Source organism: Lishizhenia tianjinensis (assembly GCF_900116425.1).
Lineage (GTDB): Bacteria > Bacteroidota > Bacteroidia > Flavobacteriales_D > Crocinitomicaceae > Lishizhenia > Lishizhenia tianjinensis.
Genome location: NZ_FPAS01000003.1, coordinates 347,864 through 368,315, shown reverse-complemented (window position 1 = coordinate 368,315; position 20,452 = coordinate 347,864). Strand labels below are relative to the sequence as shown.

22 protein-coding genes are annotated in these 20,452 nt (G+C 36.4%); 17 read left to right on the top strand and 5 right to left on the bottom strand.

The window, feature by feature from the left end; genetic code table 11:
- Window positions 1-81: 81 nt before the first annotated feature.
- Together BM327_RS11415 and BM327_RS11410 are read right to left on the bottom strand one after the other, a co-directional pair.
- Window positions 82-627, bottom strand: coding sequence for a cob(I)yrinic acid a,c-diamide adenosyltransferase (locus tag BM327_RS11415; protein ID WP_090249724.1), 546 nt, complete (start codon window positions 625-627; stop codon window positions 82-84).
- Entirely contained in the window at window positions 628-1,401 is a 774-nt protein-coding gene (locus BM327_RS11410; RefSeq protein WP_170853748.1) for an O-methyltransferase, read from the bottom strand.
- Window positions 1,402-1,448: 47 nt separating this feature from the next.
- Here BM327_RS11410 and BM327_RS11405 point away from each other — a divergent pair, with 47 nt between their 5' ends.
- The 17 genes from BM327_RS11405 to BM327_RS11325 all read left to right on the top strand — a co-directional run bounded on the left by BM327_RS11405 (window position 1,449) and on the right by BM327_RS11325 (window position 18,206).
- Complete coding sequence (locus tag BM327_RS11405; RefSeq protein ID WP_090249716.1) at window positions 1,449-2,852, top strand: DUF4301 family protein; 1,404 nt, start codon at window positions 1,449-1,451, stop codon at window positions 2,850-2,852.
- Window positions 2,853-3,046: 194 nt separating this feature from the next.
- Window positions 3,047-3,505: a peptide-methionine (R)-S-oxide reductase MsrB gene (gene msrB / locus BM327_RS11400; RefSeq protein ID WP_090249946.1), complete on the top strand. Its 459-nt coding sequence runs from the start codon at window positions 3,047-3,049 to the stop codon at window positions 3,503-3,505.
- Entirely contained in the window at window positions 3,498-4,037 is a 540-nt protein-coding gene (gene msrA / locus BM327_RS11395; RefSeq protein ID WP_244526220.1) for a peptide-methionine (S)-S-oxide reductase MsrA, read from the top strand. Before msrB ends, msrA begins: the two co-directional genes overlap by 8 nt.
- Complete coding sequence (locus BM327_RS11390) at window positions 4,037-4,315, top strand: GNAT family N-acetyltransferase (RefSeq protein WP_090249712.1); 279 nt, start codon at window positions 4,037-4,039, stop codon at window positions 4,313-4,315. The genes msrA and BM327_RS11390 overlap by 1 nt, the downstream gene beginning before the upstream one ends.
- Before the next feature lie 32 nt (window positions 4,316-4,347).
- On the top strand, window positions 4,348-4,890 hold the full coding sequence (locus tag BM327_RS11385) for an NADPH-dependent FMN reductase (protein WP_090249708.1): 543 nt from the start codon (window positions 4,348-4,350) through the stop codon (window positions 4,888-4,890).
- A gap of 168 nt (window positions 4,891-5,058) precedes the next feature.
- The gene (gene pdhA, locus BM327_RS11380; RefSeq protein WP_090249942.1) at window positions 5,059-6,111 is read left to right on the top strand and encodes a pyruvate dehydrogenase (acetyl-transferring) E1 component subunit alpha; all 1,053 of its coding nucleotides are present in this window, start codon (window positions 5,059-5,061) and stop codon (window positions 6,109-6,111) included.
- Window positions 6,112-6,127: 16 nt separating this feature from the next.
- Entirely contained in the window at window positions 6,128-7,408 is a 1,281-nt protein-coding gene (locus BM327_RS11375) for a pyruvate dehydrogenase complex dihydrolipoamide acetyltransferase (protein ID WP_090249702.1), read from the top strand.
- 294 nt (window positions 7,409-7,702) lie between these two features.
- Window positions 7,703-7,996 carry a hypothetical protein gene (locus BM327_RS11370; protein ID WP_090249697.1) on the top strand — a complete coding sequence of 98 codons (294 nt, stop codon included), beginning with the start codon at window positions 7,703-7,705 and terminating at the stop codon, window positions 7,994-7,996.
- Between the two features lie 5 nt (window positions 7,997-8,001).
- The gene (locus BM327_RS11365; RefSeq protein ID WP_139230349.1) at window positions 8,002-8,280 is read left to right on the top strand and encodes a cell division protein ZapA; all 279 of its coding nucleotides are present in this window, start codon (window positions 8,002-8,004) and stop codon (window positions 8,278-8,280) included.
- Window positions 8,281-8,361: 81 nt separating this feature from the next.
- The gene (rny, locus tag BM327_RS11360) at window positions 8,362-9,894 is read left to right on the top strand and encodes a ribonuclease Y (RefSeq protein ID WP_090249688.1); all 1,533 of its coding nucleotides are present in this window, start codon (window positions 8,362-8,364) and stop codon (window positions 9,892-9,894) included.
- 142 nt (window positions 9,895-10,036) lie between these two features.
- Window positions 10,037-11,323: a lipopolysaccharide biosynthesis protein gene (locus BM327_RS11355; RefSeq protein WP_090249684.1), complete on the top strand. Its 1,287-nt coding sequence runs from the start codon at window positions 10,037-10,039 to the stop codon at window positions 11,321-11,323.
- A gap of 3 nt (window positions 11,324-11,326) precedes the next feature.
- Entirely contained in the window at window positions 11,327-12,232 is a 906-nt protein-coding gene (locus tag BM327_RS11350; protein WP_090249680.1) for a hypothetical protein, read from the top strand.
- Window positions 12,233-13,324 (top strand): glycosyltransferase family protein, encoded by a 1,092-nt coding sequence (locus BM327_RS11345; RefSeq protein WP_090249677.1) that lies wholly within the window; start codon window positions 12,233-12,235, stop codon window positions 13,322-13,324. It abuts the gene before it with no gap.
- A complete protein-coding gene (locus BM327_RS11340; protein ID WP_090249675.1) occupies window positions 13,314-14,699 on the top strand; it encodes an O-antigen ligase family protein in 1,386 nt (461 codons plus the stop codon). Before BM327_RS11345 ends, BM327_RS11340 begins: the two co-directional genes overlap by 11 nt.
- 380 nt (window positions 14,700-15,079) lie before the next feature.
- The gene (locus tag BM327_RS11335) at window positions 15,080-15,985 is read left to right on the top strand and encodes an O-antigen ligase family protein (RefSeq protein WP_170853747.1); all 906 of its coding nucleotides are present in this window, start codon (window positions 15,080-15,082) and stop codon (window positions 15,983-15,985) included.
- Window positions 15,986-16,029: 44 nt separating this feature from the next.
- Complete coding sequence (locus BM327_RS11330; protein WP_090249668.1) at window positions 16,030-17,124, top strand: glycosyltransferase; 1,095 nt, start codon at window positions 16,030-16,032, stop codon at window positions 17,122-17,124.
- Between the two features lie 68 nt (window positions 17,125-17,192).
- Window positions 17,193-18,206 (top strand): glycosyltransferase family 2 protein, encoded by a 1,014-nt coding sequence (locus tag BM327_RS11325; RefSeq protein WP_170853746.1) that lies wholly within the window; start codon window positions 17,193-17,195, stop codon window positions 18,204-18,206.
- A gap of 2 nt (window positions 18,207-18,208) precedes the next feature.
- Here the strand turns inward: BM327_RS11325 and BM327_RS11320 are convergent, their stop codons facing one another.
- Genes BM327_RS11320 through BM327_RS11310 form a run of 3 tightly spaced genes read right to left on the bottom strand, consistent with a single transcriptional unit; the run spans window position 18,209 to window position 20,450 of the window.
- Window positions 18,209-19,150 carry a succinylglutamate desuccinylase/aspartoacylase family protein gene (locus BM327_RS11320; protein WP_090249660.1) on the bottom strand — a complete coding sequence of 314 codons (942 nt, stop codon included), beginning with the start codon at window positions 19,148-19,150 and terminating at the stop codon, window positions 18,209-18,211.
- Window positions 19,143-20,021, bottom strand: a complete 879-nt coding sequence (gene rimK, locus BM327_RS11315) for a 30S ribosomal protein S6--L-glutamate ligase (RefSeq protein ID WP_090249656.1) — start codon at window positions 20,019-20,021, stop codon at window positions 19,143-19,145. The genes BM327_RS11320 and rimK overlap by 8 nt, the downstream gene beginning before the upstream one ends.
- Window positions 20,022-20,450, bottom strand: coding sequence for an ATP-dependent zinc protease family protein (locus BM327_RS11310; RefSeq protein WP_090249653.1), 429 nt, complete (start codon window positions 20,448-20,450; stop codon window positions 20,022-20,024).
- Between the last annotated feature and the right edge of the window lie 2 nt (window positions 20,451-20,452).

Below are 20,452 nucleotides of genomic sequence, written 5' to 3'. Positions count from 1 at the left end.
TAATTTCGGCAAAAGTAATTTTTATTTCTATAAATCCAAATTTTCGACTACTTACTTGCCTTTTTTCTATCTACGCAAGAATTACATTCTTGGTTTCCAAGGAATTTCTTTTGCATTTAAATCCTTGGTTAACTTGCGAGAGAGTACAAATAAATAATCGCTTAATCTGTTTAAATATTGTATCACTAATGGAGAAACTTCTGCTTCTTCAGCCAATGCTATGGTGTTTCTCTCCGCACGTCTACAAACGCATCTCGCAATGTGCGTATGCGAAACAGTGGTATGTCCTCCCGGTAAAACAAAAGAACGCATAGGCTCTAATTCTTCATCCATTTTATCCATGGCTTCTTCCAAGAAAGTGATGTCTTTCTCTTCAAGTTCAGGTAACTTCATCCTAGAAGTTGGTGCCGCTGCTAAAATAGAACCTATGGTAAATAATCTGTCCTGTATTTCTATCAATTGGTGGTAGTATTCTTCCTTAATTTCCTGATCGCGAATTATACCTACAAAAGAGTTTAACTCGTCTACCGTTCCATAAGCTTCTATGCGTAAATCATATTTCTTTACACGAACACCGCCTATTAAAGAGGTTTCTCCTTTATCTCCTGTTTTTGTATATACTTTCATCTATTTCTTTTTCAATATAAAATGTTCTTTTTCTTGGTTTTTCCTTACCGCTAGCACGCCCATTCTAAAGAAATCCATGCTCAAATGATAGTCATTTTTTGCAATTAATTCTTGCCAAGCTTTAAACATGTCTTTACTCCAACGTATATCATCTATTACCAACAAGGTTTCGTTGTGTATGTTCTTTTGCAAACCTTCTAAAATCTCAAACAAAGCCTCCGAACGATGATCACCGTCTATAAAAATGAGGTCGTAAACAGTATTGTCTTGCTCAATAAAAGCTTCGAAGGTATTTCGCACTAAAGTACACTTATCTTGTATACCTAATTGGGTAAGATGATCGTGAGCCTTGCGGTGTAAATTGGCACAACCTTCTACACTTGTTAAGGATTTAAGGGTAGAGATTTGACTTAAATAAGCCGTTCCAATTCCTAGATGGGTGCCTAATTCCAATACATGTTGAGCGCCTATATGTTCGCCCAATTGAAAAATAAGTTTTCCATATTTGGAAGAAGTCCTGGCTCTATTTGCAAGCTTGTTCAATGGGAGTTGCTTCTTTTTCCCCTTTTTAGATCCAGCCCCAAAGGGATTTACTGCAATAAGCTCAGAATTTTTTGTCAACGCTTTTTCAAAGCTTTTAAAGCTTTTTAAGAAGGTAGCGCTGAAATCATTTTTAAAGCTTTCATCTTGCAATCTATAAACATAGGGCGAATGCACACCATGTCTTCTTTTGGCGCGAAAGCTATATTTTATAAATTCAATTGCTATATTCACAGTTTCGGAAAAACACGAAATTACAGAATTTATAGCTATCTAATCCAATGATTGATTTAGAAAAAAGTATAGAAAAACAACGCGAAGAAGTTTTTAGTAAACACCCAGAAGTAAAGTTACACAGCGTTTGTAAACTCAATGATGGTGTTATCAAACACAACAAAATCGAGCGCAATTACTTCAAGACCGTTTATGCAGATACGGATTTGAAAACAGCTGTTTTTATTCCGGCTTCAGGATCGGGTTCGCGCATGTTTCAGTTTTTATATGATTTTTTAAGTTCTCCCTCAGAAGAGGATAGGGGTAAGGTAGAACGATTCTTTTCCAATTTAAAGAAGTTCGCTTTTTTTGAATTACTTCCCTTTGAATTGAAAAAACGCATTGCGAAGTACGATTACGAAGTAGAAGAAATTATTCACTTCATCTTGGAAAAAGAAGGCCTCAATTTAGGAAGTTTACCCAAGGGCTTAATTCCTTTTCACCGCAACGGGAGGTTTATTTTAAACGCTTTTCAAGAGCAGGTTTTACAGGCTATTCGACTCAAAGAAGATGAATTACACTTTCATTTTACCATCAATAAAAACTTCGAAGAACAAATTACGACCAGTCTATTGAGTGTGCAGCATTTAACTGGACTCAATTTAAATGTAACCTTCTCAGAACAGTCTCCAGCAACAAATGCAGTGGCGTTTAATAGTAATGGTACTGTTGTAAAAACGGAGGAAGGAGAAATTTTAACTCGACCCTCGGGACATGGTGCTTTGTTACAAAACTTAAACTCCTTGCAAGAGGATTTGATCTTTATTAAAAACATAGATAACGTACAACACGAAAATTTATCGGAGACAAGTGTAGATAGTTTAAAGTACATGGCCGGACTCCTTTTAGAGTTTAAAAAGGACATGCAAGAGGCTTTAAAATCGAATACACCGAAAATTGCCTTGGCTAAATTGAATCAGGAATATCAGTTTGCTCCTTTAGAAGAAGATTTCGAAACCTTTGAGGAAGAGGAATTGTTAGCTTTCATGAATAGGCCTATGCGTGTTTGTGGTATGGTTAGAAATGAAGGTCAACCAGGTGGGGGGCCATTTTGGGTAGAAGATGAAAGCGGTGTATCTAAGCAAATTGTAGAAAAAGCGCAGATTAGTCCGAAGGGAGATCAGTACAATAAAATGGTGCAATCTCAATATTTTAACCCGGTGATGATGGTGCTAAACCCGCAAGACTTAGCAGGGAATAAGTTGGATTTAGATGAATATGTAGACAAGGATAAATACTTTGTGGTAGACAAAGCTTACAAAGGAGTGAATATAAAATTTAGAGAAAATCCAGGACTTTGGAATGGTGGAATGGCCAATTGGAATACGCTATTTGTAGAAGTTCCTTCAGAGAGTTTTAGTCCTGTGAAAACTGTTTTAGACTTATTGGATGCGTCGCATTTAGATAGATAATTACGCTTTAAAAAAGGCAGGAAAAGGAGGAGGTGCGTAAGTCCCTCCTTTTTTTATTTAGAAAAAATCAATTCGGTAAGGAATAGACAACAATTATTGGTCTTGGATGTTTAATTTTACTTCGGAATAAACCAAAGGACGAGAGAATGAGGTTTATCATTAAAAGGAGAAAGAAAAATAAGAGAGGAGAAAATATGCTCAATTGGAACGATGTAATAAAGTACGCTAACCATGGAGCTCCATCGCCTGAAAAACGCGTAGAAAAAAGTGATCAGGAGTGGAGGGAGTTATTGGATGCTGAAACCTATAGGATTACCCGACAGCATGGAACAGAAGCGCCGCATACGGGTGCTTTATGTAAAGCCCATGATCCGGGGAAGTATACTTGTGTGTGTTGTGACACCATTTTGTTTGATTCAACAATAAAGTTTGAATCAGGCACAGGATGGCCGAGTTTTACACAGCCTTATAAAGAGAATGCCGTAGCTTACAAAAAGGATGTTTCTTACGGCATGGTGAGGGTGGAGATATTATGCAATGCTTGTGATTCTCATTTGGGACACGTTTTTCCAGATGGACCAGCCCCCAGCGGATTAAGATATTGTGTGAATTCAGCAAGTATACGTTTATTAAAAGAAGGAGAGCATGAATAATATGCAATTGGCCACTTTTGGTGGTGGATGTTTTTGGTGTGTTGAAACACTAATGAGAAGATTAAAAGGTGTTGAAACAGTTATTTCTGGATATACAGGAGGTAATGCACCGGGAAAACCAACTTATAGAGAGGTGTGTTCTGGTTTAACCGGTCACGCAGAAGTGGTTCAGGTAAAGTTTGATGCAGATGTGATTTCTTATAAGGAGTTGTTGCAAATTTTTATGACGAGTCATGATCCTACTACCTTAAATAGACAAGGTGGAGATGTAGGTACACAATATAGATCTTGTATCTTTTATCATGATGCCCAACAAAAAGAAACGGCGCAAGAAGTCTTAAAGGAAATGCAGCAGGTGTATGATGATGCAGTAACAACTACTTTGGAGGAACTAACAATATTTTACGATGCTGAAGAGTATCACCAAGATTACTTTAATAATAATGGTGAGCAAAGTTATTGTCAGGCCGTTATCTCACCCAAATTGGCAAAGTTCAGAAAAATGTATGCTGATAAATTAAAGGAAGAATAATGGAGAACCAGATAATTCATGATAAGGCAGCGAAAAAGTTTGTTTTAAAAGTAAACGATGGAGGAGAAGCCTTTATAGATTACCAAGAAAAAGATGGTGTACTTCATTTAGTGTATTCTGAGGTTCCTGAAGTTTACAGAGGAAAAGGTATAGGAAAAGAATTAGTACTTAAAACCTTTGATTTGCTGACAAAAGAGGGGTACAAAGCAAAAGCAGTTTGTGGATATGTGAACGCCGTTAGGCAAAGAAGTGAAGATTGGAAAGATATTATTGAATAATTTTCTATCTTTCTTGATTCCAAAACCTAAGTATGAAAATATTAGCCTTTGCTGGAAGTAATAGCAAAAATTCCATCAACAAAGCTTTAGTAACTCATGTGTCTACCTATTTTAAAGGATGTGATATTCGTTATTTAGATATCAATGAATTCAAACTTCCTATATATGGAATAGATGAAGAAAAAGCGCATGGGATTCCAAATGCAGCTTATGATTTTATCAACACCCTAAAAAGGTGTGATTTAATTTTACTTTCATTAGCGGAACACAACGGAGCGTATACTGCTGCTTTTAAAAACTTGTTAGATTGGTGTTCAAGAATTCCTAACGAAACAGTTTTTCAAAATAAACCTATGTTTTTAATGGCCACCTCCCCCGGTGGAAGAGGGGCTAAGAGCGTATTAGAGATAGGAGCCAATCGTTTTCCGAGAAATGGAGCCAGGGTTTTAGCTGCTTTGAGTCTTCCAAAATTTAAAGAAAACTTTGAGCTAGGAAGAGGTATCATTGATTCAGATTTGAGAGAAGAATTTGAAGCGACAGCCAAGGAGGTTTATCGCCAAGTAAAAGAGGATTAATATCCTCTTTTTTTGTGTGTGCATTTTTCAGAGATAAAAATACCAAGTGATAGTGGTTTTAGGAATCAAGGATTCTCGAAGAACCGTACAAGGGAAGTGGGGGATTTTTTTCCTTTTTATTAAAAACAAAATTCTATATTTGCCCAATTAGATAAATGGTGAATGATTATGGCTACAAAATCAGCTTCAGCTCCAAAGAAAACTACGCGTAAAAGCGCTGCGAAAAGTCAGTTAAAGTTTTCTAAAGAACAATACATAAAATGGTACAAGGACATGCTTCTTATGCGTAAATTCGAAGAGAAGGCAGGTCAGTTATATATACAACAAAAATTTGGTGGATTCTGTCACCTTTATATCGGTCAAGAGGCTGTAGTTGCAGGAACTGTTTCTGGTTCTCGCCCAACAGATAAGCACATGACAGCGTATAGAGATCACGCTCACCCTATCGGATTAGGTACTGATCCTCGTGTTTTAATGGCAGAACTTTACGGAAGAACAACAGGTTGTTCTAAAGGTAAAGGTGGTTCTATGCACTTCTTTGATAAAGAGAAAAACTTTATGGGAGGTCACGGAATCGTTGGTGCACAAATTCCTATGGGAGCGGGTGTAGCTTTTGCTGAAAAGTACAACGAGACGGATAATGTAGTGTTTGTTTCTATGGGAGACGGTGCTGTACGTCAAGGTGCTTTACACGAAACATTCAACATGGCAATGAACTGGAAATTACCAGTAATTTTCATCATAGAAAATAATAACTACGCCATGGGTACTTCAGTTGAAAGAACAACTAACGTAACTGATCTTTCTAAAATTGGAGATTCTTACGAAATGCCTTCTCAGTCTGTTAATGGTATGTCGCCAGAAGCAGTACACGAGGCAATAGAAGAAGCTGCAACAAGAGCTAGAAATGGAGAAGGACCAACTTTATTAGATATCCGTACATACAGATACAAAGGTCACTCTATGTCAGACCCTCAGAAATACAGAACAAAAGAAGAGGTTGCTGAGTACCAAGCACAAGATCCTGTTGAGCACTGTCTACAAGTAATTAAAGACAATAAGTTCTTAACAGAAGAAGAAATCAAAGAAATTCAAGACTGGGTGAAGAAAGAAGTTCAGGAATCAATTGAATTTGCTGAAAATTCACCATACCCAGAAGGGAAAGAGTTATACGAAGACGTATACATGCAAGAAGATTACCCTTATATTATAGAATACTAAAAAACATTAGAATAAAATGGCTGAAGTAATTTTAATGCCGAAGTTGTCTGATACTATGACAGAAGGTGTAGTAGCAGAATGGCATATAAAAGTAGGAGAAGAAGTTAGTTCTGGAGACTTGTTAGCGGAAATCGAAACAGACAAGGCTACCATGGAATTCGAATCTTTCTACGACGGTGTATTGTTACACATCGGTGTGGAAAAAGGAGCTACAGCACCTGTAAATGACGTTTTGGCGATCATAGGTGAGAAGGGTGAGAATGTTGAGGAGATTTTAGCAAATGCAGGTGCAGCAGCTCCAGCAGCGGCTCCAGAAACAGAAGAGAAGAAAGAAGAGACTCCAGTTGCAGCTCCTGCTCCAGCAGCAGAGAAACCTGCACCGGCGGCAACTCCAGCTCCTCAGCCAGCAGCAGCTCCAGTTGCAAGTCCAAACGGAGACAGAATATTTGCTTCTCCATTGGCAAAGAAATTAGCAGAAGATAAAGGTATTGATATCGCTTTGGTAAAAGGGACAGGTGAGAACGGTAGAATCGTTAAGCGCGATGTTGAGCACTATGTACCTTACGTACCGGCAGCAGGAAGTGCAGCTCCAGTGAGAACTGCAGTTGCAGGTCAAGAGTCTTACACAGATGAGAACGTTTCTCAAATGCGTAAAACAATTGCAAGAAGATTGGCAGAGAGCAAGTTTACAGCGCCTCATTTCTACATCACGATGGATATAGATATGGACAACGCGATGGCAGCTCGTAAAGCGATCAATGCACAGGAAGGTGTGAAAGTTTCTTTCAACGATATGGTAATCAAAGCGGTTTCTATGTCATTGAGAAAGCACCCAGCAATCAATTCTGCTTGGATGGGAGATTTCATCCGTAGAAATGAGCACATTCACATTGGTGTAGCAGTTGCAGTTGATGAAGGGTTGTTAGTTCCAGTTATCCGTTTTGCAGATTCTAAAGGAATGAGCGAAATTGGTGCGGAAGTGAAGCAATTAGCACAAGCAGCAAAAGATAAAAAATTACAACCTAAAGATTGGGAAGGAAATACATTTACAATTTCTAACTTAGGAATGTTTGGTGTAGAAGAGTTTACAGCTATTGTTAACCCACCAGATAGCTGTATTTTAGCTGTTGGAGGTATCAAACAAGTACCAGTTGTTAAGAATGGAGCTGTAGTGCCAGGAAACGTTATGAAGGTTACTTTATCATGTGATCACAGAGTGGTTGATGGAGCTTCAGGAGCGGCGTTCTTGAATACTTTCAAGCAATACATGGAGAACCCAGTTATGATGTTGGTGTAAGTATCAAACATTATTTAAAACATATTAAACGCTGTTTACTTTTTGTAAGCAGCGTTTTTTTTGTCTTCAATTTTAAGGGTAGACGCGTAAAGTTATAGCGTGTTTTGTGATTAATTGCTTAGAAATGAAGTGCTAACTGCTAGTGTTGTTTTTATGTCATATCAAAATGATAAAGAAGGCGAGCTATGGGCTTTTGAGACGGTGTTTATAGGTCTAAATTTTTTTAATGACAATTCACAAGTAAAACTTTGAATATAATCAATCGAATGCTACATTTGTAGTAAGTCATATTTTATGCAAGACATTAAGCTTATCATACAAGAAATCCAGAAAAGAGGAGAGGCGTTGAAGTCAGAATTGGCTACAATGCGAAATGATAATGCGTCTTTGCAAGATAAGGTAGCAATGCTTACACGTAACTTAGAAAATAAGCAAGCGGAAGTATTAGACCTAACATCTCAAGTAGATCATTTAAACGCAGCTTTAAAAGAGAGTGAAGCGAAAGCCAACTCCGCGCAGGTAAATGATGAAGAAATAGACTTTTTAGTAAGGGAAATTGACGATTGTATAAATCGTTTGAAGCAATAGATAGAATGAGCAAGTTGTCTATAAAAGTTGTTGTAGCTGGAAGAAATTATCCGCTCACCATTAATGAAGGTGAAGAGGAAAAGATCAAAGCCGCAGCAGAGAAAATAAACAGTAGCATCAAGATGTTACAAGACAACTATGCCGTAAAAGATATGCAAGATTTACTTGCAATGACCGCTCTACAGTTAGCGACCAAAGTAGAAAATGGGGCAAAACCAGCATCTGATATAGATAAGAAGGAGCTGATGACCCTGTTGAACAATTTGGCCGATGTACTAGCGTAAATTGCAGTATTCATATATAATAGTTTCCCACAAGTGTCAGCACATGGCTGTACGCGGTGGGATTTTTTTTTAATATAAATTATGGACATAATAATAGGAATAGTAATAGGAGTTGTAGCCGGAGCAGTAGTTGCTTTTGTGGTACAAAATGTACTCCTTAAAAAGAGGAAGGAACAGATCCTCAAGGAGGCTGAGACAGAAGGTGAAGCCCTTAAGAAGGATAAGATTTTACAAGCCAAGGAGAAGTTCTTGAACTTGAAAGAGAATCACGAAAAAATGATCAAAGACAGAGAGCGCAAATTGCAATCTGCCGAAGATAGAACCAAGAACAAGGAGAAAAATTTATCGAAGAAAACGGAGGAAGTAAACCGTAAAGAAAAGGCTCTAGCTGTACAGCAAAAATCCTTGGATGATAAAATCAACACAGTTGAATTAAAGAACGAAGAGTTAGAGAAGTTACAACAAAAAAGAGTGTTGGAATTGTCTCGTATCTCAGGGATGCAGCCAGAAGAAGCGAAGAAGCAAATGATGGAGGCAATCAAAGATGAAGCGCGTACGGATGCGATGGCTTACATCAAAGACATTACCGATGAGGCAAAGTTGAATGCGAATCGCGAAGCGAAAAAAATCGTTATTCAATCAATCCAACGTGTAGCTACTGAACAGGCAATTGAGAATTCTGTTTCTGTATTTAATATTGATTCTGACGAAGTAAAAGGACGTATCATTGGTAGAGAAGGACGTAACATTAGAGCTTTAGAAGCAGCTACTGGAGTTGAGATCATTGTTGATGATACACCAGAGGCAATTATCCTTTCTTGTTTCGATCCTGTAAGAAGAGAGATCGCTCGTTTATCTTTACACCAATTGGTTTCTGATGGACGTATTCACCCTGCAAGAATTGAAGAGGTAGTTGCGAAAACCAAGAAATCTTTAGAAGAAGAAATTGCTGAAACTGGAAGAAGAACGTGTATTGATTTAGGAATTCACGGTTTACACCCAGAATTAACAAGAGCAGTAGGTAGAATGAAGTATCGTTCGTCTTACGGACAAAACTTGTTGCAACACTCTAGAGAGGTAGCAAACCTTTGTGCGGTTATGGCTGCAGAGTTAGGTTTAAATGTGAAGTTAGCCAAGAGAGCAGGATTGTTACACGATATAGGAAAAGTTCCAGACGAGGAGCCAGAATTACCACACGCGGTGTTAGGTATGAAGTGGGCAGAGAAGTATGGAGAAAAGCCAGATGTGTGTAATGCCATCGGTGCCCACCACGACGAAGTGGAGATGAAATCATTAATCGCTCCTATCGTTCAGGTGTGTGATGCCGTTTCTGGTGCAAGACCAGGTGCACGTCGTGAAATCGTTGAAAGTTACATCAAACGTATTAAGGACCTTGAAAGCTTGGCTTTATCTTACGACGGTGTAACCAATGCATACGCCATCCAGGCCGGTAGAGAATTGAGAGTAATGGTAGAAAGTGAAAAAGTATCAGATTTAAAAGCTGATGAATTATCATTTACTATTTCTCAAAAAATTCAAACAGAAATGACCTACCCTGGTCAGGTTAAAGTGACGGTGATCAGAGAGAAAAGATCTGTGAACTACGCAAAATAGAAGAAGATAAACTATAAATAAAGCCCTTTTACCCCGTGTAAGAGGGCTTTTTTCTTTTACTTACTTTCGTATACTGAAAAGGAAGAGCAGAGTAGGTTCATTTTCTATAATAAACCTATCTTTGCAGCCGTTAAGAACAAGCATGCTAAAGCGTATCAATTTAAAATCAGAACTGGTTAAATCAGTTGTACTACTCACATCAGGGACGGTGTTAGCTCAGGTCATAAGTCTAGGCTTACAGCCAGTGATAGCGCGTTTGTTTACTCCAGATGAAATGGGGGAGTTGGGTTATTTTTTAAGGTGGGCTACCTTTATCTCCTCTATAGCAACTGCGAGGTATGAAATGGCCATTCCATTGCCTAAAAATAAATCACATGGTTTTCAACTCTTCCGAGCAGCATTAAGAATCAGTTTGTATTCTATGTTGGCGGTATTAACATGTGGTTTACTCTACAGTTTGTTGGGAGAAAGAGATTTAGAATTTCAATTTTTTATTATTGCTCTTGCCGCAGCTAGTTTTGGAATCATTTTTAGAACCTTAGGGACCAATTGGGCATTAACAAATAAGGCCTTTAAAAGAATTACGGCATCGAAAATTACGGAAAGCCTAGGTATGAATGGTTTTCGAATTTTCGCAGGACTACTCGGATTCGGAGTTCCAGGATTAATTATAGCTACTATTTTAGGTATCTTTTCCTCGGCTATCGTCTTTATTTTGGATTTCTTTAAAATCAAAGGAAGGGATGAGTTTCAAAACAGTAAAAAGAAACAGTTTGTATTATTAAAAGAATATAAAGATTATCCAAAAGTCAACCTGCCACATGTTATCTTAGATACAGGAAGAGATTTACTTCTGGCAATTTTAATGAAGGAGTACTTTGATATATTTACTTATGGTAACTACGATATGTCTTTTAGAATGTTGAAAATTCCTTTAGCACTTGTAGGAGGTTCTATTGGTCAAGTATTTTTTCAAAGATGTTCTGAAAGTTTTGCTAATAAGCAAGCCATATACCCTTTATTGAAAAAAACAACCTTGGTTCTTACGGGGCTTTCTATCCTTCCGTTTGCAACTGTATTCTTCTTTGGAGAAGAAATATTTTCATTTGTATTGAGTGAGAGATGGAGCTTTAGTGGTGAAATATCGGAAGTCTTAGCACCTTGGCTAATGGTTAATTTTATTATTTCTCCAGTTTCCACTATACCTTTGGTTATTAAAAAACAGAAAATCTTTTTTTGGCTTGGTTTGTTGGGTACTATTCTGCAACTTTTAGTTTTTGGCTTATTACCTTACTTGGAAATCTTTGATGATAATAAATTGAATTACTTCAAAGTAGCCGGTTGGGGATTGGCCTTGTTTCTATTGTTTAGTTTATATGTTAAACTTGTTTTGGTTAAGAAGGCCGATGTAATAAATTTGAAGCATTAGATTATGGCGAGAAAGAGAGTGATATTGGTGGGGTTATGCCTATTTACAAAGCGTTTAGAAAAGCAAATAAAAGCCTTTGGAGATAAGAGAGTGTCTGTTAAAGCATTAGATACCTACTATACGAACAAGGATAGATTGCTAGCCTTTTTGCTAATTCCTTTTTGTGACGTGGTTTATTCTATTAATGTAACAACCACAAAAAGTAGAACTTTTGATTGGGCATTTTTCTGGAAAAAAAGAGTCATGTTATTTTGGGCTGGGTCAGATGTTTTACGTGCCAAAAATAACCCAAATCGAAATCAAAAATATTTGCAGAACGCAGAGCATTTTTGCGAGGCTCCTTGGATACAAGAAGAATTAAAAGAAATCGGTGTTCATGCAGAATTATTAAGATTTACCAATTTTAAGGGCAATCAAAAAATAGATTTTCCTTCTACTGAAAATGGGCTAAAAGTATTCAGTTATGTAGCCAAAGGAAGAGAGGTGTATTACGGGTTAAATCATATTATTGCATTAGCCACCAGGTTTCCTGAAGTTGATTTTAGGGTTGCTGGTACTAATGGTGAGGGCTTTGATATCCCTACCAATGTAAAATGCCTCGGTTGGTGTGATGATATGTTAAAGGAGTATGAAAAATGTCATGTTACCACACGTATTATTGAGCACGATGGCTTTTCAAATTTTGTATTGGAATCCTTGTTTCACCGTAAACATGTGTTGTACTCTAATAAATTGAATCATTGCTTACATGCATCTACAACTGAAGAGGGGATTAGGCATCTCGAAAGGTTAGTTGATTTAGCGGGTAAAAATGAACTATCTCCTAATGAGGATGGACGAGAATTCGTTAAAAAGGAATTGAATACAGAAGATGTTCTTGGTAAATTGATTAGTAAATTCGCCGAATAGATGAAAGTATTGATTATTGCATATTCCTTTTATCCTGAAAAAAATGTTGGAGCGATTCGAACAAGTTATTGGGCACAAGAGTTATCAAAGCTTCCAGATGTGGAGGTGGAGGTGATTACTAAATGTCAGAGTTCCGAAAGTCTATCTTACAAGTATACTACTGTAAAACCTCAGCGATCGAGTATTTTTCAAACACTTATTCAAGATGAAGGTTTGGGGTGGAAAAAGGACATTTTAGCTCATTTTAATGCTATTACACCAAAACCTATTTACGATGTTTTAATTATATCAGGTGGGCCTTTTTTACATTTTGGTTTAGGGAGAAAATTTAAAACTAAAGGCTGGGCTAAAAAGGTGATTTTGGACTATAGAGATCCATTTAGCTATAATCCGAGATTTAAGGACGGTAAATTGAAGATTGCAATCAAAAAATTGTTTGAAGTACGCATGAATTTTGGGGCTGATATCATAACTAGTGTAAATGATATGTGTTTAGATTACATCAGTAATTGGTCTGGCTCAGAAAAGATTGTTCTTCCGAATGGATATGATGAACGGTTTTTTCCGGATCTAACTAGTCTCCCTGAATTTGATTCAAACAAGACCATCGTCTATCCAGGCAAGTTCTATTGGCATTCTCATGCTTTTTTTAATGTAGTGTCACGTTTGGATATGCGGCTTTTACACGTTGGGAGTCAGGATAACCTAGACAATTCAGATCTTATTTCAAATTATAAATACCAAGGGTTTATAGCGCAGCAAGAAATGGCAGATTTCTTATTGCAAGGTAAAATTGGTGTTATCTTTTTGTCTGACACACCCTTCGAATCCACAACTAAAGTATTCGATTATTTGGCTATGAATATGGCTATCTTGATCATAACAAAAGGACCAAAAAAAATCGGTGTTATGCAAGAACTTTTAGCAGGATACGAAAATGTGTTTTGGGCCAATGAAAATGAAGAGGAAATAAGTGAAGGATTGGTGTTTCTCCAGAACTTGGAGCTTAATTTTTTAGGTGCAAAGGCCAAGGATTTTTCGAGAAAAGCATCCTTTTTAAAATTATTAAATATGATAGAGTATGGAGCGTAAAAACAGCTTGTGGAATAAGAGTATATTACTCAAATTAGAGAGTTTTCCTCTGATACTTTCATTTTTAATACTTGTTTTTTCACCCCTACTGTTTCAATTAAAATTAAGCGGAAGAATCGTTACACTTGATTTGTTAATAATCCCCCTAAGTACAGTATTTTACTTCGTAAGAAGCACGAATAGATTAAAGGTCTTTTACTTTAGTTTACCCATACTTTTACTATTAATTTGGGGAGGGGTAATGTATGGTTCCATACCTGAATCAGGTAAAGTTTTTGCCAATATGGAATTAAGGATATTACTGGTTTCATTCTTCTTTGTTAATTTATTCTTGTATAGTTTTCAGAGCCTTGGTAGAGAAAAATTTACAGCTATTTTGAAATATTTATTATGGGGTACCTTGGTTATTGTATTAGGCATTGGAGCTGTTGAAAAATTGTGGGGATTTCATTTTGTGTTGGAAAATAATGTATTTGTCATTACAGAATTTTTTCCAAAGTTTCGTGATATACCGATCTTCATTTGGCATAATCCAAACAATTATATAGCATACCTTTTAGTTTTGGTTTCGGGTCTTATCTTGTTTGATAAATTCCTTTCGAAAAAACTGTTATTACAGTTACTCATCTTCTTAGTGTTGTTTGTGTATTCAAACGTAGCTCAAGCTCGATATGGACTATTAGCAAGCATGATATTTGGTGCTTTTTTATTGCTTTCGAATTTAATTAATATTCGCCAAGAACGTCAATCTTTTATTAAATGGATTGGAGTTACGTTAGGTGTGGGAATTTTTACTTTTTCGACAGTAGAATTTATTCAAAACAATAAGTTCAGTATTGATGCAAAAATGGTCAATACTAGTAAAGTAAAAGAAATGACCGTAGAGCAGGATTTAAGTGTGCAATATGTTGATATATCCGATACGGAGAAATTGAAAGAATTAAAGGATGAATTAAAATTGGGAAGTGATATAGTTAGGTATAATTTAATTCGAAATGGATTAGATTATTTTGTTCAAGAACCAATAAAAGGAATTGGCCCTGGGCAATATCAGTATAAGACCCAACAAGATCAAGGGAGGTATTTTGTGGCCGAAGTATGGGCTTCTCATCACTATTTGATAGATATACTTTCAGAATACGGACTCATAGGAATCATTTTTATTCTGAGTCTTGTACTTGGTTTTCTTTGGATATTTAAAAAAGGAAGCTGGTTGAACAGAATAACCTTAATTACAGCTTTTTTACTATTTGTAATTGCGGGTAACCTGCCATCTAAATTTATGAACATGACCTGCTCTGCTTTGATGTTGGGGGTGATCTTTGTATACTATTTATCGTTCTTTTCCAAGGAGGATAAAGCAATAAAAGATTAATACAATGAGATATAAATTTCTACTTCTTTACTATGGTTGTGAATAAAGCATTTCTAGGTTCTAAGTTTAAGTTTGAAGAACTTTTTGGTCTATCGATTTTTATTCTCCCGGTGGTGTTAATTAATGCAACAAAGTTGATAGTACCTTCAATTATTTTTTTATTTATCAGTGCAATACCTCATGTAAAGAAACCTAAACTATCTGAGATTTCCATACTTCCCTTTCTTATCATTGGATTTTATTTCCTTCATGTTGTTGGAATGTTCTTCACTGAAAACGTAAGCTACGGGGCAAAAGACTTGGAAACTAAGTTTTCTTTTCTATTGTTTCCATTGCTTTTCATTTTTACGCATAGATCCATAACTTCTAAGGTTGTTTACATGGGGAAAATGGGACTAGTAATAGGTTCCTTTCTGGCGATCTTTCTCTCATATATAATGGCTGTAAATTGCTTGTTAAGACATGGGGAGCTATGTTTTACCTCTGTCAATTTTGGTTTTCAAATGCACAGTACCTATTTGTCTTTAATTTATATTATGGCGCTTCTCTTGGTGCTTACAGATAGCAAAGTGTTTAGTGGTAAATTATGGATGAAAACTTGCTATTCTATAGTGGTTTTTAGTGCCATTATCTTGTTAGGTTCCTTAAGTAGTGTGATTTGTGTTTTTATTTTGTCTTGTCTCTTCTTAGTGAAGTTTTTAAGAAAAATACAGAATGTAAGATTAAGGTTTTTAGCCGTTTTATTATTATTGACTAGTGTTTTTGGTACTTTGCAAATAGATAGAATAGGAAAAGAAGTCGACTATACCAGATATGTTCTTAAAGATTTTTTAAAGAATCCAGATGAATTTATATTTAAACACCACGAGGATAGAAAGTCGTCTATGGTAAGAATGGCATTGTACAATTTTTCGTTTGATGTTATGAAAGAACATCCAATGGGTGTAGGTACTGGAGATGTTAAAGATGTTTTGAACAAGAAGTATACTGAATATGGTTATGATTACTTTGTTAAAGAGAAATTAAACCCTCATTCGCAATTCTTTCAAACCGGTATTGCCTTTGGTATTTTTGGTGTGGTGTATTTACTATTTCTTTTGTTTTATCCAATACTTTACCATAAGAGGTTTGAAGATGCCAATCTTTTTTACTTTGCAATTATTATTTTCATTACTTGCTTATTTGAATCCTTTTTGGAAAGACAGGTGGGAGTAATAATTACATGTTTTATATTCACCTTTTTTATATCTATTAAATCAAAAGAACCCATAGGCACCCTAAATTAGTAAAAGTGATAAAGATTAATTAATGACCCAAGTTGGGTAGTTTTATGAAGGTACTTTTTTTAGCAGATATCAATTCATCTCATACGCGTAAATGGGTAAGAGGTCTGATTTCAAAGGGTGTTGAGGTTGAGGTCTTTAGTATGTCCTTTCCAAGAGTTGATTGGTATTCCGAGTTGGACTGCAAATGCACTTTTTTTGGAGTAAATCCCGAAGTACAAAGTAAAAGTGGGTTACTGGATAAATTGTCTTATCTAAAAGCGGTCAATGTGGTGAGAAAAGTAATTAAAGCCTCAAAAGCGGATGTTATTCACGCACATTACGCAACATCTTACGGCATGTTAGCAGCATTGTTTCGACCTACTAATTTGGTGGTTTCAGTTTGGGGAAGCGATGTTCAGGAATTTCCTTATACATCTAAATTGCACAAAAGAATTCTAGCATACGTATTTAAGAGATCTAAAATAATTTGTTCAACTAGTGAAGCCATGGTTAACGATGTAAAGTATGTTGTACCTGGAATAAAAACAAAGGTAATTCCTTTTGGTATTGAGCTAGATGAATTTTTTGTAAAGCAGCATATAGATAAAGATAAAATCACTTTTGGTACCATTAAAACTTTGGAGAAAATTTATGGAGTCGATGTTCTGATTGATAGTTTCAACAGTTTTATCAAGAAAACAAGTAGGGATGATACCCTACTTATCATAGGTGATGGTTCTGAGAGGAAGAATTTGGAGGAAAAAGTTAGTCATTTGGGATTAAATGATCGTGTAACCTTTTTAGGACGTATTAATCAAACCGACGTGCCTAAGAAGGTTCATAACTTAGATGTATATGTGTCATTATCACGAAGGGAAAGTTTTGGCGTTGCTGTTTTAGAAGCATCTGCTTCAGGAATTCCAGTAATAAGTAGTGAGGCAAGTGGGTTTAAGGAAGTCGTAGAGCAAGATGTTACAGGGTTTAGAGTAGCATTAGAAAATGTAGATCAGATAGTTGATAGGATGGTATTGTTAACAGATTATCGACTTCGAACGTCCATGGGACTAGCGGGAAGGAACTTGGTTGAGGAAAGGTATGATTTTGAGAGAAACCTGGAGGACCAAATTTTAATCTACAAAAATCTTATACAGAAAAAGTAAGTAGGAGTTATATTTTTTAGTTTTGCCACCATTCTTTTGGCATCTCCCAAAACAAACAAAATTGCGTAGTGAAAGTATCCATAGTAATTCCTTGTAGAAATGAAGTAGCATACATTGAAGAATGTATTTCGGCTATTTATGCGAATACGCTTTGTAAAAATGAAGAGGTAGAGGTGTTGGTTGTCGATGGTATGAGTGATGACGGGACTACAGAATTAGTCCAATCACTGCTGCCTAAATACACAAACTTGCGTTTAATCATAAATGACCGCAAAGTAACTCCGGTTGCTTTTAATTTAGGAATTACAGAATCAACTGGTGAATATTACCAAATTGTTGGAGCTCGACATATTATATGTGAAGACTATCTAGAGAAGGAAATTCAAATTTTGGAGGAAAATCCAGACATCTGGTGCGTAGGCTCTAAGCTGATAAATGAATACACCAATCAAGAAGGGGCTATTATCTCTAAAGCCATGGATACGCCTTTTGGAATGGGGGTAGGGAATTTTAGAATACTTGATAAATCTGGGTATACAGATACGGTTACTAGTCCTATGTACCCAAGGTGGGTATTTGACAAAATTGGAATGTTTGATGAAGAACTGGTACGTAACCAAGATGATGAATTTAACTTTAGGGTTACGCAAGCTGGAGGTAAGATCTGGTTTGAAGCTTCAATTTGGTTGAAGTATTATGTTAGATCTACGTATGCCGGGTTGAAAAAACAGTTCTTTCAATATGGGTATTGGAAGGTATTTGTGAATAAGAAGCACAAAGCTGTAACTACGCTTCGACAGTTGTTTCCGCCCTTGTTTGTACTCTTTGCTCTTGTGAGTATACCTCTAGCCTTACTGCATCCGTTTTTAAAGTATGGCATCTTGAGTATTTGGGTGCTTTATGCTTTTTTAGCACTATACTTTGGAGCCAAAAAAGGAGATGGTTTTAAAGAATCATTGGGAATAATAAGAAGTTTCTTGATTATGCACTTTCAATATGGTGGAGGTTATTTAAAAGGTATATATCACTTCTATATACTCCATAGAAAACCCTCTCAGCGCGAAACGAAACTTTCGAGATAGTTTTAGTAACCAATGTGGAAAATGGCATCGCCTTTGTTTACAATTGGAGACTCATTTACTGCAAAAATATAGCCATTCATGGGTGACTTAAAACTACGTTCGTATTTACCGAATGGGTCTGAAATTACGCCTATTATCGTTCCTTTTTCTACATAAGAACCGTTCAGAACGCGTAAGTCAAACATCCCAGAAAGTGGTGAACGCAACCATTTAGAATTTTTAAGAAGTGTAGACCCACGTTGTAAATCGTCGCATTCATCTATCATGTCTAAATGATGCATAACACGTTTAATACCGCGTATCCCTTCCTCTAAAATAAAAGGATCTATACGATTAGCTTTTCCTCCCTCAAATAGTATGATGTTTTTTCCCTTTTTACTCACCGCCTCGCGCAAGGATTTAGGAATTAACTTAGAATCTTTAATGAAGGGAGCATCAAAAACTTCTGCTAACTCCAATGCTTGAGGATTGGAGAAGTCGCAACGAATTTGAGGGTAGTTATTTCTTTGGGCAGCTCCTGTATGTATATCTATGATGATATCAGCTAAGGGAGCAATGTGTTTCATAAAGGCAAAGGCGAACTGACTGGCCAAAGAGCCACTGGCAGTTCCAGGGAAACTTCGGTTCAAATCTCTACCATCAGGTAATTCGCGCATGAAGTTTAAAAATCCAAAAATATTTAGAACAGGAATACAAATTATGGTTCCTCGCTGTGGTTTATTTAAACCAGAACGAACTATTTTTCTAACGATTTCTATTCCATTGATTTCATCCCCGTGAACACCCCCGAGAAGTAAAAGAGTGGGGCCCTTTTTCTTGGAGTGTTCTACAATAATGGGAATGTTTACCGGACTCGCCGTGTGTAATTTGGCCACCTCTAAATTAATGATGGCCTTTTTACCCGGCTGAACGATAGTATCTAATATTTGGATGGGTTTATTCATTTATTTTTCGCTGTAAGTATTCAATGATTTCACCTGCAATGTCTTTGTGTGTAGCGCGCTCGATACCTTCCAACCCTGGAGATGAATTAACCTCTAGAACTAACGGTCCGCGAGCACTTTGCAACATATCTACACCAGCAATACCTAAGTTTAAGGCCTTTGCTGCTCGTATAGCTGTTTCTTCTTCTCTTTCTGATAGTTCAATTATTTTTGCACTTCCACCACGGTGAAGATTAGATCTAAACTCACCTTCCTTACCTTGACGTTTCATGGCTCCAACCACTTTTCCGTCTACCACAAAAGCTCTGATATCAGCACCCCTAGATTCTTTGATGAATTCTTGAACGATAACTCTGGCCTTTAATCCGTTAAAGGCTTCCAAAACAGATTCTGCAGCTTTTTTGCTTTCGGCCAATACAACACCTAATCCTTGAGTTCCCTCTAGTAATTTTATAACTATAGGTGCACCACCTACGGCATCAATTAAATGTTCTACGTTATTGGAGTAATTGGTAAATACCGTTTTTGGCATTCCCACACCTTTTTTGGTAAGCAACTGTAAACTTCTTAGTTTATCTCTTGAATTACTTAAACCGTTAGAACTAACTGTGGTAAAGATTCCCATCATTTCAAATTGACGGACTACGGCTGTTCCAAAAAAAGTAACTGACGCACCTATACGAGGTATTACGGCATCGTATCCTTCTAAATATCTGTTTTTGTAGTATAGAGCAGGATTTTCCTTTTCCATTTCTAAACTACATTTTAAATGATCTATTACATCCACTTGGTGACCACGTGTAATTCCAGCTTCTACTAGTCTACGTGTTGAATAGAGGTTGGCATCTCTACTTAGTACTGCTATCTTCATTTAATGTGTTTGACTGTGTGATAAATTCTTTTTTGACGTGTCTACTAAAAAATTGTTGTTTAATAATTTTCTTCCTAAAAGTACAGGGTATTTCATTTTATCTCTGTGAGATAAGGTAAACTCTGTGTTAAATGTTTTTCCAAATAAAGTAATTGTACCTTTTACTTTGTATCTAATTTGACTCTGTCCGGAACTACTCCTAACCTTCTTTAAGCTATAATCCTTAAATGTAATAATTTCTCCTGTGTATTGTAAATGTTGGGGCGAAAGTAGAACAACTTTCAATTCATTTTCTTCCTCCCAAATTTCATTACAATGTATAGTAGAGGTGTAAGCCCCCGTATCTATTTTTACCTTAACTCCAGATAAGTTGAAGTCTGGAAAATCAGCTTTATCAGTTTTTCCTATAATAAACTTCTCTCTTTTCATAG